This window comes from Rhodococcus sp. NPDC054953 (genome assembly GCF_053609225.1).
This window is the reverse complement of sequence record NZ_JBSGXD010000013.1, coordinates 12,237-26,820: the sequence shown is the minus strand read 5'-3', so window position 1 is coordinate 26,820 and position 14,584 is coordinate 12,237. Positions and strand designations below refer to the sequence as shown.

The window sequence follows — 14,584 nt, the reverse complement described above, 5'->3', positions numbered from 1 at the left end:
TCTTCCGGGCCGATCACGGGCCTATAGCTCAGGCGGTTAGAGCGCTTCCCTGATAAGGAAGAGGTCGGAGGTTCAAGTCCTCCTAGGCCCACTCCCCGTGCCGACGAAGGGTTCGAGCATGAAGATTCTGGTGGTCATCGCGACCGCGGCAGCAGTGATCTTCGGACTCACCAAGCTGCGCTCACAGCAACGCGGCGAGGACGTCTGGCACGAGGTCACCAGCCGCTGACGCGGACGGGGCCTTAGCTCAGTTGGTAGAGCGCTGCCTTTGCAAGGCAGATGTCAGGAGTTCGAATCTCCTAGGCTCCACAAGTTCACAGGCTTTCCCGCGACACCCCGCACCCGAATGGTGCGGGGTGTCGTGCATTGCGCGGGCGTGAGCCGGTCGCCCGGGCCGGGCGCGGTGTTGTGTTAATCTCCCCGACGATCTGTTACCACCGGTAACAGGCATCCGTTCCTTCGGGGGTTCTCCACGTGATCAACAGCAGGGGAGTGCGCGGCGCCGTCACGGCCGCACTGGTCGCTGGCGCCGCCGTCGCGATGTCGGGTCAGGCCGCGGCGGCACCGGACTTCTACCGCGCCCCGACCGAGCTGCCCGACACCGCCGGCGCGCTGATCCGGACCGAGCAGGCGGTTCTCGTGCCGAGCGTGCCGACCTCGACCGGCGGCTTCCCCGCGGACAGCACCCGGATCATGTACCGCAGCGCCGACGCCAACGGGAAGCCGATCGCGGTCACCGGCACCTACTTCGACCCGCAGGCGCCGTGGACCGGAGCGGGGGAGCGGCCACTGGTCTCGCTCGCCGTCGGAACCCACGGCCAGGGTGACCAGTGCGCCCCGTCGAAGCTCTTCGGGCAGCCGCTCAACGTCGACGAGCACCTCGCCCCGATGGTCGAGTACGAGACGCTCGCCGTCGACAACCTCCTGCTGCGCGGCATCGCCGTCGTCGTCACCGACTACGAGGGGCTCGGCACCGACGGTGTCCACACCTACGTCAACCGCGCAGCGCAGGCACACGCGGTGATCGACGCCGCCCGTGCGGCCCGCGCCCTGCCCGACACCGCGATCACCGCCGACGGCCCGGTCGGCTTCTGGGGCTATTCGCAGGGCGGCGGCGCGGCGGCGGCCGCCGCCGAACTCGCGCCGCAGTACGCGCCGGACCTCGACGTCAGGGGCGCATACGCGGGCGCGCCCCCCGCCGACCTCGAGGCCACGCTGGAGGAGATCGACGGCTCGTCGCTGACCGGCGCGATCGGCTACTCGATCAACAGCCTCGTGCAGGCCTACCCGGAGCTGTTGGAGCTGCTCGACACCGAGATCAACGACCGCGGCCGGGACATGCTGGCCCGGACCGCGACCCAGTGCGTTCCCGAGACCGCCGCCGCGTTCGGTTTCCAGCGGACCAGCGACTACACCCGCAGCGGCGAGCCGCTGTCGGTGGTGCTGGAGCGGATGCCGCTCGCGAAGGACCTCCTGGACCGGCAGCGCATCGGCCGGTTGACGCCGGCAGCCCCGGTGCTGATCCAATCGGGCGTGCACGACGACGTGGTGCCGTTCGGGCAGGCCGCTCAGCTCGCCGCCGACTGGTGCGACCGGGGCGCGACCGTCCGGTTCACCGAGAACCCGCTGCCCGCGCTCGGACCGGGTGTCGGCGTGAACCACGCCGCCCCGATGCTGCTCGGCCTGCCCGAGGCGTCCCAGTTCATGGTGGACCGCTTCAACGGAGTTCCCGCCGCGGGCACCTGCTGACGGCCGTCCACCGGTCGGGTTCGGCCCGGCACCTCCCGCGATGACCGGGGGTGCCGGGCCGTTCCACGTGAAACCGCTACTCGACGACCTCGACGTCGCGCAGGCTCGGCGGCTGGTCCGCGACCGGCGCCGGCTCGGGGCGTCGCAGGCGCCACGCCGCCACCGCGGCGGCGGCCGCGGCGCCGACCGCGCCGAACACCAGCACCCGCCGCAGCAGGCGGCCCCGGTGCTTGTCGGTCGCGGCGACGACGACGAGGTCCTCGGTGTGCGGGGCGGCGGCCCGCCGCTTCGCGCGGGACGCCGCGGTCTTCGCGAGCGTGTAGCCGTTGCCGAACAGGTAGGTGCCGACGGAGGCGCCGCCCTTGGCCAGTCCGCTCGCGCCCCGCAACACGCCGAGCGCGGAGGATTTCGCGAGCCGGAGGGCGGTGTCCGATGCGCTCGGGGCGGTCGCATCCGGTGAGGTGGCGTCGGTTTCGGCGTCATGGGGGGCGGCGGTGTGGGCGGTCGCGCGGGTCATTGGTCCACTGTCGCATATGTACCGGTCGAGTGAATGGCACCATGGAGGGGTGACTTCACCGAATCAGACCGCAACCGCAACGCTGCACACCAACCGTGGCGACATCAAGATCGCCCTGTTCGGCAACCACGCGCCGAAGACGGTCGCCAACTTCGTCGGCCTCGCCGACGGCTCCGCCGACTACACCACCCAGAATGCGAAGGGCGAGAAGTCCGGCCCCTTCTACGACGGCGCCGTCTTCCACCGCGTCATCGACGGCTTCATGATCCAGGGCGGCGACCCGACCGGCACCGGGCGCGGCGGCCCGGGCTACCAGTTCGCGGACGAGTTCCACCCGGAACTGCAGTTCGACCGCGCCTACCTGCTCGCGATGGCGAACGCGGGTCCGGGCACCAACGGATCCCAGTTCTTCATCACCACCGGGAAGACCCCGCACCTCAACCGTCGCCACACCATCTTCGGTGAGGTCGTCGACGCGGAGTCGCAGAAGGTCGTCGACGCCATCTCGGCCACCCCGGTCGACCGTTCGGACCGCCCGGTCGAGCCGGTCGTGATCAACGGCATCACCATCTCCTGATTCCCCGAGGACACCGATGACCAACCCCGGTTGGGGCGGCGGGCCCGGCGAGGGTCTCCCGCCCCAGCCGCGGTGCGTGCGGCATCCGGATCGACCGACCGGACTGTCCTGCACCCGCTGCGGCCGCCCCGCCTGCCCCGACTGCCTGCGCTCGGCCCCGGTCGGCCAACACTGCGTCGACTGCGTCGCTGCGGCGAACCGACAGACCGCGACCGTGCGGACCGTCGCGGGCGCGCCGGTGCGGTCCGGGACCCCGACGCCGATCGTCACCTACGTGTTGATGGGGATCAACATCCTCGTGTTCCTGGTGACGGCGCTGCAGGCGAAGTCGCTGATGGACAACGGCCGCGGCTTCATCAACCCGTTCACCGGGACGGCCGTCTTCGACTCGTCCCTGTTCGGTTGGTGGGTGCTGTCCCCGGTCGACGTGGCATCAGGCGACTGGATCCGGCTGGTGGGCAGCGGGTTCCTGCACTTTGGGCTCGTGCATCTCGCGGTCAACATGTTCGCGCTGTACGTCCTCGGGCGGGACACCGAACTCGTGCTCGGGCGGGCCCGGTACGGCGCGGTGTACCTGATCTCCCTGCTCGGTGGGTCCGCCTCGGTGATGGCGTTCGAGGGCAGCGGCTTCACCGCCGGGGCGTCCGGCGCGATCTTCGGCATCATGGGCGCGCAGGCCGTGCTCCTCCTGCGGATGCGGCGCAGTCCGGGACCGGTCCTCGCGGTCATCGCGATCAACGTCGTGATCAGCGTGACGCTGCCGGGCATCTCGTTCTGGGGACACTTCGGTGGTCTCGCCGCCGGCGCGGCGGCGACCGCCGCGCTGCTCTACGCGCCGCAGTGGTTCGGCGCCGGGCAGGACCGGGACAAGATTGTCCGGATCGGCTGGATCGGGCTGGGGGTGGTCGCCGTCGTCACCCTCGGCGTCATCGGCATGCGCGTGGCGCAGCTGCGCAGCGAGTACGGGCTGTAGCCCCGGGTCACGGGGTGGCGGAGCGGCGGTCCGGGGGGACCAGGCCGCGGGCGTCGAGCTCCTCGAAAACCGTGGCCGGGTCGGTGCCGAGGTCCCAGCGGCCGAAGATCAGCAGCCGGTCGTCGTCGACGCCGGGTGGCCGGATGTCGATCTCCAGCATCGGCACCCGGCGGCCGAGCCGCGGATAGCGGACGACCCGGATCCGGCTCACCTCGGTGCGGTCGACGTCGAGACGGCCGAGGAGCCGCTGCATTGTCAGTCCCCGGTCCCCGTCCTGGATCGCGAGCCGCGGACGCTGCCGCGCGCCGAGCGCGGTGATGGTGAGCAGACCGAGCGCGGCCAACCCGATCAGGACCCGGCCCGCGGGATCCGCGGGGACGGCGAGCGCGGCGATCGCCATCGCCACCCCGCCGACCCCGGTCGCGGCGAGCGCCGCGGCGGGGGTCGACCACCCGGTTGCCGGACCGTTCAACGCACCCTCCCCAGAGTTATCCACAGGCGCTATCCACAGTGGGGATGAATGACATGGGTGTAATCGCGTCCGGGGATTTGAGCAAAACCGCAGGTCATCGCCAGCGCATCGTCATGATCAACCCGGCAACCATGAAACCGAACCCGATCAGGAAGTTGTACGCGCCCAGGTTGTTGATGAAATCGATCTGCTCGCCGGCGAGGTAGTACACGATCAGCCAGGCCAGGCCGATCACCATCAGGCCGAGCATCACCGTCACGTAGATCGGGCTCGACGGCCCGGCCTTGACCTTCACGGGAGTGCGGTTCGCGGGGTTGACGGTGTAGTCCGTCTTCTTACGGACCTTCGACTTCGGCATGACGTCCTCGGGTGATGTGTGCAGGGCAGGTAGATTCGAGCCTACGGTAGCGGCATTCGCACCGGTCCGGCACCGATCCGTCGGGCGCGGATCACGACGACTTCGCCGGGAGGCACCGCGATGACCGAACGCCCCCGCCGGTCCGGGCTCTGGCTGGTGTGCGTGCCGATCGTGTGCCTGGTTGCCGGGCTGCTGTTCGCGACCGCGCGCGAGGCGTCCTCCGGAGACGAGCTGCGCCGCGGCGACACCACCAGGCTGTCGGATCTGGTGCGGGCCGCCCAGTCCGACCTCGACCACATCACCGCCGACCGCGACGTGCTCGCCGCGCAGGTCGACGCGCTGCAGGCGGGTGCCGCCGATTCCGATGCTGGCGTTGCGCAGGTCCTCGACCGGGTTCGTGGCCTGGAGGGTCCCGCCGGGCTGGCCGCGGCGAGCGGACCGGGGGTGACCGTCACCCTCACCGACGCGCCCCGCGACTCCGACGGCAACTATCCGGCGGGCGTGCGCCCCGACGACCTGGTGGTGCACCAACAGGATGTCCAGTCCGTCCTCAACGCGCTGTGGGCGGGCGGCGCGACGGCGGTCGGGTTGCAGGATCAGCGGGTCGTCGCGACCACCGCGCCCCGCTGCATCGGCAACACGCTGCTGCTGCACGGACGCACCTATAGCCCGCCCTACGTGATGACCGCGCTCGGCGACCCTGCCCGGCTGACCGCCGCGTTGGACGGGGAACCTGGGGTGCGGCTGTTCAAGCAGTACGCGGTCCGCTACGGGCTTGGCTTCGTCCAGGAACCGTCGGACGACCTGTCCGTCCCGGCCTACGACGGGCAGATGCGGACCAGGTTCGCGCGCTGAACCGACGCCCGTACCCGCCGTGCGGGCCGGTGCGCCTATCCTGACGCCATGCGCATCCTCGTCGTCGACAACTACGACAGCTTCGTGTTCAACCTGGTCCAGTACCTGGGCCAGCTCGGCACCACGGCGACGGTGTGGCGCAACGACGACCCGCGGCTCGACGATCGGGCCGCGGTCGCATCCGACTTCGACGGGATCCTGCTCAGCCCCGGACCGGGCACCCCGCAACGGGCAGGGGCCAGCATGGACCTGGTCGCGGCGTGTGCGGCGGCGTCGACGCCGCTGCTCGGGGTGTGCCTGGGGCATCAGTCGATCGGTGCCGCGTTCGGCGCGACCGTCGACCGGGCACCGGAGCTGCTGCACGGCAAGACCAGTCAGGTCACCCACGACGGCACCGGGGTGCTCGCCGGGCTTCCCAGCCCGTTCACCGCGACCCGCTACCACTCGCTGACGGTGCTGCCGGAGACGCTGCCCGACGTGCTGATCCCGACCGCGCACACCGACTCCGGCATCGTGATGGCGCTGCGGCACCGGGATCTGCCGATCCACGGCGTCCAATTCCACCCGGAGTCGGTGTTGACCCAGGGCGGGCACCGGATGCTCGCGAACTGGCTCGAGGTGTGCGGCGAGCGGCCCGCGGAGGGCCTGATCGAGACCCTTGAGGCGGAGATGGCCCGCGCTCTCGGCGACGCGCTCACCCACCCCTGACCGACCGCCCCGCCCCCTGACCGAATGTGGGATTCGATCAGTTCAACTGACCGAATCCCACATTCGGTCAGGCGGGGCGGGGTTGGCCGGGCGGGCGGGTCAGGCCGGGCGGGGCGGGGTTGCTCAGGCCGGGCGGGCGAGGGCGGGGCCGGGCTAGCGGTTGCCGCTCGGGATGCCGAGCTGGCCGATGCCGACCGTGATGGACGCGGTCTTCGACACCTCGGACCCCGGCGGCTGCGTCTGCGTGACCACCTTCCCGACCTGATCGGTTTCGAGGGTCGCCTCCGGATGTTGCACCAGCTGGCTGGTCGAGCCGGTCCACCCTGCTCGGCGCAGCGAGTCGAGCGCCTTCGACACGGTCTGGTTCGACAGGTCCGGCATCTGGATCATGTTGCCGTTGGACACCTTCAGCTTGACGGTGCTGCCGCGGGCCGCGGTCCCGCCGCCGGTCGGGTCGGTGGACACCACCTGCCCCTTCGGCCTGCCGGAGTCGACGTTCTCCACCTCGACCTTGAACCCGGCGCCCTCGACGTTCGGCTGCGCGACCTCGAGGGTCTGCCCGACGACGTTCGGGACGCGGACCTGTTCGGGGCCGCTGCCGAGGGTCACCTGCACGGTGCCGTTGAGGTCGACGGTGGCACCCGACGCGGGCTGCTGGGCGGTGACCTTGTCGAGTTCGTCGGCGGACGACGGCGCCCGCTCCACGCTCGGGTCGAGCGCCAACCCGGCCGCGTTCAGCGCCTGCGCGGCCTGCGACTGGGTCATCCCGGTCAGCTTCGGCACCTCCACCTGCTGCGGCCCCGACGACACGTCGAGGGTGACGACCGTGCCCTCGTCGGCGCGGGAGCCTGCGACCGGGATGGTGGCGACGACGTTGCCGGTCGCGACGACATCACTGGGCTTCTGCTGCGTCTGCACCCGGAAGCCGAGGTTCTGCAGTTCGGTCTGCGCGGCCTGCGACGCCTGGTTGGTGACGTCGGGGATGGTGACCTGCGCGGCCTTCGACCCGGGGCCGAGCGACCACAGGAATGCACCGACGATGCCGATCACCGCGAGCGCGGCGACCGCGAGCAGCGTCATCTTCAGCGCCTTGCGGGAGCCGTCCTGCTGCTGCGGCGGCACCGCGGCAGCAGCGGCGGTGGGGGTCGCTGCGGCAGGCGGGGTCGCCGCGTACCGGCCGGAGTTGGTGTCGACGGCACCGAGGATGGTGGTGCGGTCCTCGTCGTTCATCACCATCGGCGCGGAGGGGCGCTGCCCGCCGAGCACCCGCACCAGGTCGCTGCGCATCTCGGCGGCGCTCTGGTACCGGTTGGCGGGGTTCTTGCTCATCGCCTTGAGGATCACCGAGTCCAGCTCGCGCGGAATGTCGGGGTTCACCGACGACGGCAGCGCCGGATCCTCCTTGACGTGCTGGTAGGCGACCGCGACCGGGGAGTCGCCCTTGAACGGCGGTTCCCCGGTGAGGACCTCGAACAGCACGCAGCCGAGCGAGTACACGTCGGAGCGGGCGTCGACCTGCTCGCCGCGGGCCTGCTCGGGCGAGAGGTACTGCGCGGTGCCGATCACCGCGGCGGTCTGCGTCATCGGGCTGGAGCTGTCCGAGATCGCGCGGGCGATGCCGAAGTCCATCACCTTCACCGCACCGGAACGGTTGATCATGATGTTCGCGGGCTTGATGTCGCGGTGCACGATGCCGTTGCGGTGGCTGAAGTCGAGCGCCGCGCACACGTCGGCGATGACCTCCATCGCGCGGCGCGGCGCCATCGGGCCCTCGCCGCGGACGATGTCACGCAGGGTGACGCCGTCGACGTACTCCATCACGATGTACGGCAGCGGACCGCCGTCGGTCTCGGCCTCGCCGGTGTCGTAGACGGCGACGATCGCCGGATGGTTCAACGCGGCCGCGTTCTGTGCCTCGCGGCGGAACCGCAGGTAGAACGTGGGGTCGCGGGCCAGGTCGGCGCGCAGCACCTTGATCGCGACGTCGCGGCTGAGCCGCAGGTCGCGGGCCAGGTGCACCTCGGACATGCCACCGAAGCCGAGAATCTCGCCCAGCTCGTAGCGGGAGGAGAGTTTGCGCGGTGTGGTCATGGCTGTCCTTGGGAAGCCGAGGTCGTCGTCTCGGTCGTGGTCTCGGTGGTGGTCTCGGTCGTGGTGGTCGGCGGCTCGGTGGTCGTCGTCGTGGTCCGTTCCAGCGTGGTGGTCGGCGGCTCGGTGGTCGTCGTCGGTTCCGTCGTCCACAGGGTCGTCGGTTCCGTCGTCTGCTCCGTGGTCCACTCCGTTGTTCGTTCGGTGGTCGTCGGCCGGGTGGTCGTCGGTGCGTGGGTGGTGGTCACCGGCGTCCGGGTGGTCGTCGGTGCGCCCGGGCTCGGCGGTTGCCCGTCACCCCCGGTCAGCAGCACCCAGCCGCCGAGCAGCAGTGCCAGCAGCACCAGGGCGCCGCCGCCCCAGGCCAGGGCCCGCTGACCGGGGGTCAGCCCGGATGGTGGCGGGTCCGCCACCGGATCGGGCCCAGCATAGGCATCGGTCGACGAGGTCAGCACCTGGGTGGCCGCGGTGGGTGGTGCGACCGCGACGGTCGGTGCGCCGGAGCCCGGCATCGGCGGCCGGGCACCGGCCCGGACGGCGGCGACGGCGTCCCCGAACTCGCCGCCGCTGTGGTAGCGGGCGGCGGGGTCCTTCGCCATCGTGATCTCGATCAGTTCCCGCACGTTCGGTGGCAGGTCCGCGGGCAGCGGCGCTGGCACCTCCTGCACGTGCTTCATCGCGACGGTCAGCGCGCCGTCCCCGCTGAACGGGCGGTGCCCGGACAGCGCCTCGTAGCCGACGACGCCGAGCGCGTACACGTCGCTGGCCGGGGTGGCGTCCTGCCCGAGGGCCTGCTCCGGGGCGATGTACTGCGCGGTGCCCATCACCATGCCGGTGCGGGTGACCGGGGACGCCTCGACCGCCTTCGCGATCCCGAAGTCGGTGATCTTCACCTGCCCGGTCGGGGTGATCAGGATGTTGCCGGGTTTGACGTCGCGGTGCACGACGCCGCCCGCGTGCGCCGCCTCCAGCGCGCGACCGGTCTGCTCGAGCATGTCCAGCGCGTGCGGCAGCGACAGCCGTCCGACCCGCGCGAGGACCGCGTTGAGCGGCTCCCCGTTGACCAGCTCCATCACCAGGTAGGCGGTGGCCGCGCCCGCCGCGTCGCGGGTCTCGCCGTAGTCGTAGATGCCCGCGATCCCCGGATGGTTCAGCTGGGCGGTGGTGCGGGCCTCGATGCGGAACCGCTCCAGGAACTCGGGGTCGGAGGAGAACTCCGACTTGAGGACCTTGACGGCGACGCGGCGGTGCAGCCGGTTGTCCGTCGCCTCCCACACCTGGCCCATGCCGCCGGTGGCGATCAGGCGGAGCAGCCGGTACCGGTTCGCGATGACCGCGCCGTTCTGCAGACTCATCGTTCCCCCTCCCGCTGCAGGGCAGCGGCGATCACGGCCCGGCCGATCGGTGCGGCCACCGAGCCGCCGGTGGCCGCGGCGCCGCGGTCGCCGCCGTCCTCGACGATGACCGCGATCGCGACCGTCGGGTTCGCGGCGGGCGCGAACCCGATGTACCAGGCGTGCGGCGGCGTGTTCCGCGGGTCGTTGCCGTGCTCGGCGGTGCCGGTCTTGGACGCGATCTGCACGCCCGGGATCTTGTTCCCGCCGCCGGTGTTGTTCTCCGACCCGATCATCAGGTCGGTCAGGGTGGCCGCGACCTGCGGGGACACCGCCTGTCCCTTCGATTCGGGCGCGGTGGTGGCCAGGTCGGACAGGTCCGGGCTCTGCAGCTGCGCGACGAGGTGCGGCTGCATCCGGACGCCGCCGTTGGCGACGGTCGCCGCGATCACCGCGTTCTCGAGCGGGGTGAGCGCCACGTCCCGCTGCCCGATGCTGGACTGGCCGAGCGCGGCGTCGTCGGGGATCGATCCGACGGTGCCGTCCGCGACCGGGATCGGGATGCCCGGCGAGTCCGCGGTGATCCCGAACGCCGACGCCTGATCCTTCAACGCGTCGGCGCCGGTGCGGATGCCGAGCTCGACGAACGCGGTGTTGCAGGACCGCGCGAACGCCTCCCGCAGCGACGCGGTTGGGCCGCCGCCGCAGGTGGTGCCGTCGTAGTTCTCCAGGGTGGTCGTGGTGCCGGGCAGGGTGATGTTCGGCGCCGCGGTCAGCTGCTCGTCGGGGGTCGTTCCGTTCGCCAGCGCGGCGGCGGTGACGACCACCTTGAACGTCGACCCCGGCGGGTAGGTCTGCGACACGGCCCGGTTGAGCAGCGGCTTGTCCGGGTCGGCGTTGAGGTCCTCCCACGCCTGCGTGCTGACCTTGCCGTCGTGGCTGGCGAGCAGGTTCGGGTCGTAGCTGGGGGTGCTGGCCATCGCGAGGACCTGCCCGGTGCTCGGTTCGATCGCGACGACGGACCCGGTGTAGCCCTTCGCGGTGAGCTGGTCGTAGGCGACCTGCTGGACCACCGGGTCGATGGTGGTGACGACGTTGCCGCCGCGCGGGTCGCGGCCGGAGACCAGGTCGAAGAAGCGGCGCCCGAACAGCCGGTTGTCGGAGCCGTTGAGGATCGCGTCCTCGGCGCGTTCGAGGCCGGTGTTGCCGTAGAGCATCGAGTAGAAGCCGGTGACGGGGGCGTTCGCGAACGGGCTGGACGGCGACGACGGGTTCGGCGGGTAGGTGCGCAGGTACTTGTACCGGTCGTCGGTGGGGACGGACGCGGCCAGCACCTGCCCGCCCGCCGAGATCTGCCCGCGCTGGCGGGAGTACTCGTCGAGCAGCACCCGCGAGTTCCGCGGGTCGGTGCGCAGGTCGTCGGCCTTGATGACCTGCACGTAGGTGGCGTTGGCGAGGAGCGCGACGACCATCACCATCACGGCCATCGCGACCCGGCGCAGCGGGGTGTTCATGTGCGCCTCAGCATTTCCGTCGGTGCGTCCGCGATCGGTGCGGGTCCCTTCTGCTTCGGTTCCGGTGGGGTGCGGGCGGCGTCGGAGATCTTCATCAGCAGCGCCAGCAGCAGGTAGTTCGCCAGCAGCGACGAGCCGCCGTACGACATGAACGGGGTGGTCAGACCGGTCAGCGGGATCAGCTTGGTGACGCCGCCGACGACGACGAACAGCTGGATCGCGATCGTGAACGACAGGCCAGCGGCGAGCAGCTTGCCGAAGCTGTCCCGGACCGCGAGCGCGGTGCGCAGGCCGCGGATGACGAAGATCAGGAACAGCATCAGCACCGCGGCGAGCCCGATCAGGCCGAGTTCCTCACCGATCGTGGCGACGATGAAGTCGGTCTTCGCGAACGGGACCTGCGACGGCCTGCCGCTGCCCAGCCCGGTGCCGGCGACGCCGCCGGTGGCAAGCCCGAACAGCGACTGGGAGATCTGGTAGCCGGTGTTGTTGTAGTCGGCGAGCGGGTCGAGCCAGGTGTGCACGCGGACCCGGACGTGCCCGAACATCTGGTAGGCGAGGACGAAGCCGAGCGCGAGCAGGCCGCCGCCGATCACCAGCCAGCCGGCCCGTTCCGTCGCGACGTACAGCATCACCAGCACGGTGCCGAACAGCAGCAGCGAGGTGCCGAGGTCCTTCTCGAGCACCAGCACGCCGATCGACACCACCCAGGCGACGAGGATCGGGCCGAGGTCGCGGGCGCGCGGCAGGTCGAGGCCGAAGACGTGCTTGCCCGCGGTGGTGAACAGTTCGCGTTTCGACACCAGGACCGACGCGAAGAAAATGATCAGCAGGATCTTCGCGAACTCGCCCGGCTGAATGCTGAAGAACGGCAGCTTGATCCAGATCTTGGCGCCGTTCACCTCGGACATCGACGACGGCAGGATCGCGGGGATCGCGAGCAGCACCAGCCCGGCGAGGCCGAGGGTATAGCTGTACCGCGCGAGCAGCCGGTAATCGCGCAGCAGCACCAGCACCGCGATGAACCCGGCAATCGCGAGCGCCGTCCACAGCACCTGCTGGGTGGCGTCCGGGGACGGCGCCTCCCTACCGAAGTAGGCGGCGCTGGACGCGTCCGCGAGGTCGAGCCGGTGGATCAGGACCAGGCCGAGGCCGTTGAGCAGCGCGACGATCGGCAGCAGCAGCGGGTCGGCGTGCGGCGCGAACCGGCGGACCGCGGCGTGCGCGACGAGGAACAGGACCGCGTACGCGATCGCATACTTGGCGAGGTCCCAGGTGAGGGCCTGTTCCTGGCTGATCTCGACGAGCACCAACGACAGGGTGGTGATCGCGATGGCGGCGCCGATCAGCAGCAGTTCCACACCGCGGCGGTTCGACGGAGGGGGTGCGGGGGCGAAACCGCCGGGTGGGCTCGGGAAGGAGGCACCCGAGGGTGCCGAGGACACGGACATCAGCTACCGGTCCTGCAATTCTGTCCCGGGACCTGAGGCAGCGTCGTCTCCGTCGGCGGGGCCGCTTCCGTGGTCGGTACGGGTGCCGGGGCGGGCGGCGCCGGGGGCGCGGGGGGTGCTCCCGGCGCGGGGACCGGGGTGGGGGCCGGGGCGGGCGCGGGGGCCGGGGTCGGGGTCGGGGTGGGTTGCGTGCTGGTGGTCAGCGGCGTGCACACCGGGAGGAGGTCCCCGTCGGTGAGCCGGTGCATCTGGTCCTTCGCATCGGCGAGCGACCCGGACGGCAACCCGGCCCGGACCTGTTCCCGCGCGGACGGCTGCAGGTCGTCGACCATCAGCGCCGTGCAGGATGTGGGGGTGATATCGGTGGCGACCAGCGTCAGGTCGCCGTCCTCGGTGACGCAGCCGACGAGGTCGACCTCCTGTAGCGAGTACCCGAGGACGGAGCCGGGCACCCCGCGCAGCACGGCGACGCGACCGTCGTCGGCGCCGACGTAGTAGTTATTGCGGATCAGGGCCCGCCCGATGAGCAGCCCGACCGCGAGCGCGACGACCAGGCCGAGCGAGATCAGGGTCCACCGCATCCGGTGACTCTTCTTCGGTTCCGGTTCGGTGACGGTCACCCGGCGCGGGGTGGCCCGCGGCGGACGCATCGCGGCGGCGCGGCCCGCTGCGGTGTCCGGCGGCGGGGTGTCCTCCTCCTCGTCGGAGGCGGCGCCCCCGACGATCGGGCGGCTCGGACCGTAGTCCAGGTCGATGACGTCGGCGACGACGACGGTGACGTTGTCGGGTCCGCCGCTGCGCAACGCCAACTCGATCAGCCGGTCCGCCGAGTCGGCGGGGGTGCCGCCGCGCAGGACGTCGGCGATGGTCTCGTCGCTGACGACGTCGGACAGTCCGTCGGAGCACAGCAGGTACCGGTCGCCGGCGCGGGCCTCGCGGACGGTCAGCGTCGGCTCGATCTCGTTGCCGGTCAACGCCCGCATGATCAGCGACCGCTGCGGGTGGGTGTGTGCCTGTTCGGCGGTGATGCGGCCCTCGTCGACGAGGGACTGCACGAAGGTGTCGTCGCGGGTGATCTGGGTGAGCGCGTCGTCGCGGAGCAGGTAGGCGCGGGAATCGCCGATGTGCACGAGGCCGAGCTTGCTGCCCGCGAACAGGATCGCGGTCAGGGTGGTGCCCATGCCGTCGAGTTCGGGTTCCTCCTCGACCTGTTCGGCGATGGCGGCGTTACCGTGCCGGGTGGCGGCCTCCAGCTTGCCGAGCAGGTCGTCGCCGGGTTCGTCGTCGTCGAGGTGCGCCAGCGCGGCGATCATCAGCTGCGAGGCGACCTCGCCCGCGGCGTGCCCGCCCATGCCGTCGGCGAGGGCCAGCAGGCGGGCGCCGGCGTAGACGGAGTCCTCGTTGTTGGACCGCACGAGGCCGCGGTCGCTGCGCGCTGCGTAGCGCAGGACGAGGGTCACGGGCGGAGCTCGATCACGGTCTTGCCGACCCGAACCGGGGTGCCGAGCGGCACCCGGACCGCGGTGGTGACGCGGGCCCGGTCGAGGTAGGTGCCGTTGGTGGAGCCGAGATCCTCCACGTACCAGTCGGTTCCGCGGGGGGAGATGCGGGCGTGCCGGGTGGAGGCGTAGTCGTCGGTGAGCACCAGCGTCGAGTCGTCGGCGCGGCCGATGAGCACCGGCTGGGTGCCGAGCGTGATCCGGGTGCCCGCGAGGGAGCCCTGCGTCACGACGAGGTTCTTCGCGACCTTCGGCTTCCCGAACGTCGGCAGCACGGACGACGCGCTGCGGCCGCGGGGCGGGATCCGAACGCCCGCCGCGGCGTAGACGTCGTTGCGCAGGGTGCGCAGGACCGCCCACACGAACAACCACAGGAGCAGCAGGAAGCCGGCCCTGGTCAACTGCAGGATGAGTCCCTGCACAGCGGTCCACCTCCTCCTCGTGCGTGCGGCGTCGTGCCGACAGCGTCGTATGGCGATGCGGCGGTTG

General features: G+C 71.2%; 15 protein-coding genes and 2 tRNA genes. 8 read left to right on the top strand and 9 right to left on the bottom strand.

Features of this window, described 5'->3' with window-relative positions; translation table 11 throughout:
• The first annotated feature begins 17 nt into the window (after positions 1-17).
• The 4 genes from ACWF62_RS11145 (at position 18) to ACWF62_RS11130 (ending at position 1,749) form a co-directional block, all read left to right on the top strand.
• A tRNA-Ile gene (locus tag ACWF62_RS11145) sits at positions 18-91 on the top strand.
• Positions 92-118: 27 nt separating this feature from the next.
• Positions 119-229 (top strand): DLW-39 family protein, encoded by a 111-nt coding sequence (locus ACWF62_RS11140; protein WP_378508699.1) that lies wholly within the window; start codon positions 119-121, stop codon positions 227-229.
• A gap of 7 nt (positions 230-236) precedes the next feature.
• Positions 237-309 (top strand) — tRNA-Ala (locus ACWF62_RS11135).
• Between the two features lie 231 nt (positions 310-540).
• On the top strand, positions 541-1,749 hold the full coding sequence (locus ACWF62_RS11130; protein WP_452630120.1) for a lipase family protein: 1,209 nt from the start codon (positions 541-543) through the stop codon (positions 1,747-1,749).
• 76 nt (positions 1,750-1,825) lie between these two features.
• Here ACWF62_RS11130 and ACWF62_RS11125 read toward each other — a convergent pair whose 3' ends face one another.
• Complete coding sequence (locus ACWF62_RS11125) at positions 1,826-2,266, bottom strand: hypothetical protein (RefSeq protein WP_378508700.1); 441 nt, start codon at positions 2,264-2,266, stop codon at positions 1,826-1,828.
• A gap of 16 nt (positions 2,267-2,282) precedes the next feature.
• On the opposite strand from ACWF62_RS11125, the gene ACWF62_RS11120 reads away from it, so the two are divergent.
• Positions 2,283-2,843 carry a peptidylprolyl isomerase gene (locus ACWF62_RS11120; protein ID WP_452630079.1) on the top strand — a complete coding sequence of 187 codons (561 nt, stop codon included), beginning with the start codon at positions 2,283-2,285 and terminating at the stop codon, positions 2,841-2,843.
• Between the two features lie 16 nt (positions 2,844-2,859).
• A complete protein-coding gene (locus ACWF62_RS11115; protein ID WP_378508702.1) occupies positions 2,860-3,816 on the top strand; it encodes a rhomboid family intramembrane serine protease in 957 nt (318 codons plus the stop codon).
• A 7-nt stretch (positions 3,817-3,823) separates the two neighbouring features.
• Here the strand turns inward: ACWF62_RS11115 and ACWF62_RS11110 are convergent, their stop codons facing one another.
• Complete coding sequence (locus tag ACWF62_RS11110; protein ID WP_378508703.1) at positions 3,824-4,288, bottom strand: PH domain-containing protein; 465 nt, start codon at positions 4,286-4,288, stop codon at positions 3,824-3,826.
• A gap of 94 nt (positions 4,289-4,382) precedes the next feature.
• Positions 4,383-4,646 (bottom strand): cell division protein CrgA, encoded by a 264-nt coding sequence (crgA, locus tag ACWF62_RS11105; protein ID WP_378508704.1) that lies wholly within the window; start codon positions 4,644-4,646, stop codon positions 4,383-4,385.
• Between the two features lie 120 nt (positions 4,647-4,766).
• Between crgA and ACWF62_RS11100 the strand changes: the two genes are divergently transcribed.
• Both ACWF62_RS11100 and ACWF62_RS11095 read left to right on the top strand, forming a co-directional pair.
• Entirely contained in the window at positions 4,767-5,501 is a 735-nt protein-coding gene (locus ACWF62_RS11100) for a DUF881 domain-containing protein (RefSeq protein ID WP_378508705.1), read from the top strand.
• Positions 5,502-5,549: 48 nt separating this feature from the next.
• Positions 5,550-6,209: an aminodeoxychorismate/anthranilate synthase component II gene (locus tag ACWF62_RS11095; protein WP_378569565.1), complete on the top strand. Its 660-nt coding sequence runs from the start codon at positions 5,550-5,552 to the stop codon at positions 6,207-6,209.
• 153 nt (positions 6,210-6,362) lie between these two features.
• Here the strand turns inward: ACWF62_RS11095 and pknB are convergent, their stop codons facing one another.
• The 6 genes from pknB to ACWF62_RS11065 are packed head-to-tail and all read right to left on the bottom strand — an operon-like array spanning position 6,363 to position 14,517.
• On the bottom strand, positions 6,363-8,300 hold the full coding sequence (pknB, locus tag ACWF62_RS11090) for a Stk1 family PASTA domain-containing Ser/Thr kinase (RefSeq protein ID WP_378508707.1): 1,938 nt from the start codon (positions 8,298-8,300) through the stop codon (positions 6,363-6,365).
• Positions 8,297-9,652, bottom strand: coding sequence for a serine/threonine-protein kinase (locus ACWF62_RS11085; protein WP_378508708.1), 1,356 nt, complete (start codon positions 9,650-9,652; stop codon positions 8,297-8,299). Before ACWF62_RS11085 ends, pknB begins: the two co-directional genes overlap by 4 nt.
• Positions 9,649-11,145: a peptidoglycan D,D-transpeptidase FtsI family protein gene (locus ACWF62_RS11080; RefSeq protein ID WP_378508709.1), complete on the bottom strand. Its 1,497-nt coding sequence runs from the start codon at positions 11,143-11,145 to the stop codon at positions 9,649-9,651. Before ACWF62_RS11080 ends, ACWF62_RS11085 begins: the two co-directional genes overlap by 4 nt.
• The gene (locus tag ACWF62_RS11075) at positions 11,142-12,596 is read right to left on the bottom strand and encodes an FtsW/RodA/SpoVE family cell cycle protein (protein WP_378508710.1); all 1,455 of its coding nucleotides are present in this window, start codon (positions 12,594-12,596) and stop codon (positions 11,142-11,144) included. Before ACWF62_RS11075 ends, ACWF62_RS11080 begins: the two co-directional genes overlap by 4 nt.
• Positions 12,596-14,056 (bottom strand): PP2C family protein-serine/threonine phosphatase, encoded by a 1,461-nt coding sequence (locus ACWF62_RS11070; protein WP_378569566.1) that lies wholly within the window; start codon positions 14,054-14,056, stop codon positions 12,596-12,598. Before ACWF62_RS11070 ends, ACWF62_RS11075 begins: the two co-directional genes overlap by 1 nt.
• Positions 14,053-14,517 (bottom strand): FHA domain-containing protein FhaB/FipA, encoded by a 465-nt coding sequence (locus ACWF62_RS11065; RefSeq protein ID WP_378508712.1) that lies wholly within the window; start codon positions 14,515-14,517, stop codon positions 14,053-14,055. The genes ACWF62_RS11070 and ACWF62_RS11065 overlap by 4 nt, the downstream gene beginning before the upstream one ends.
• Between the last annotated feature and the right edge of the window lie 67 nt (positions 14,518-14,584).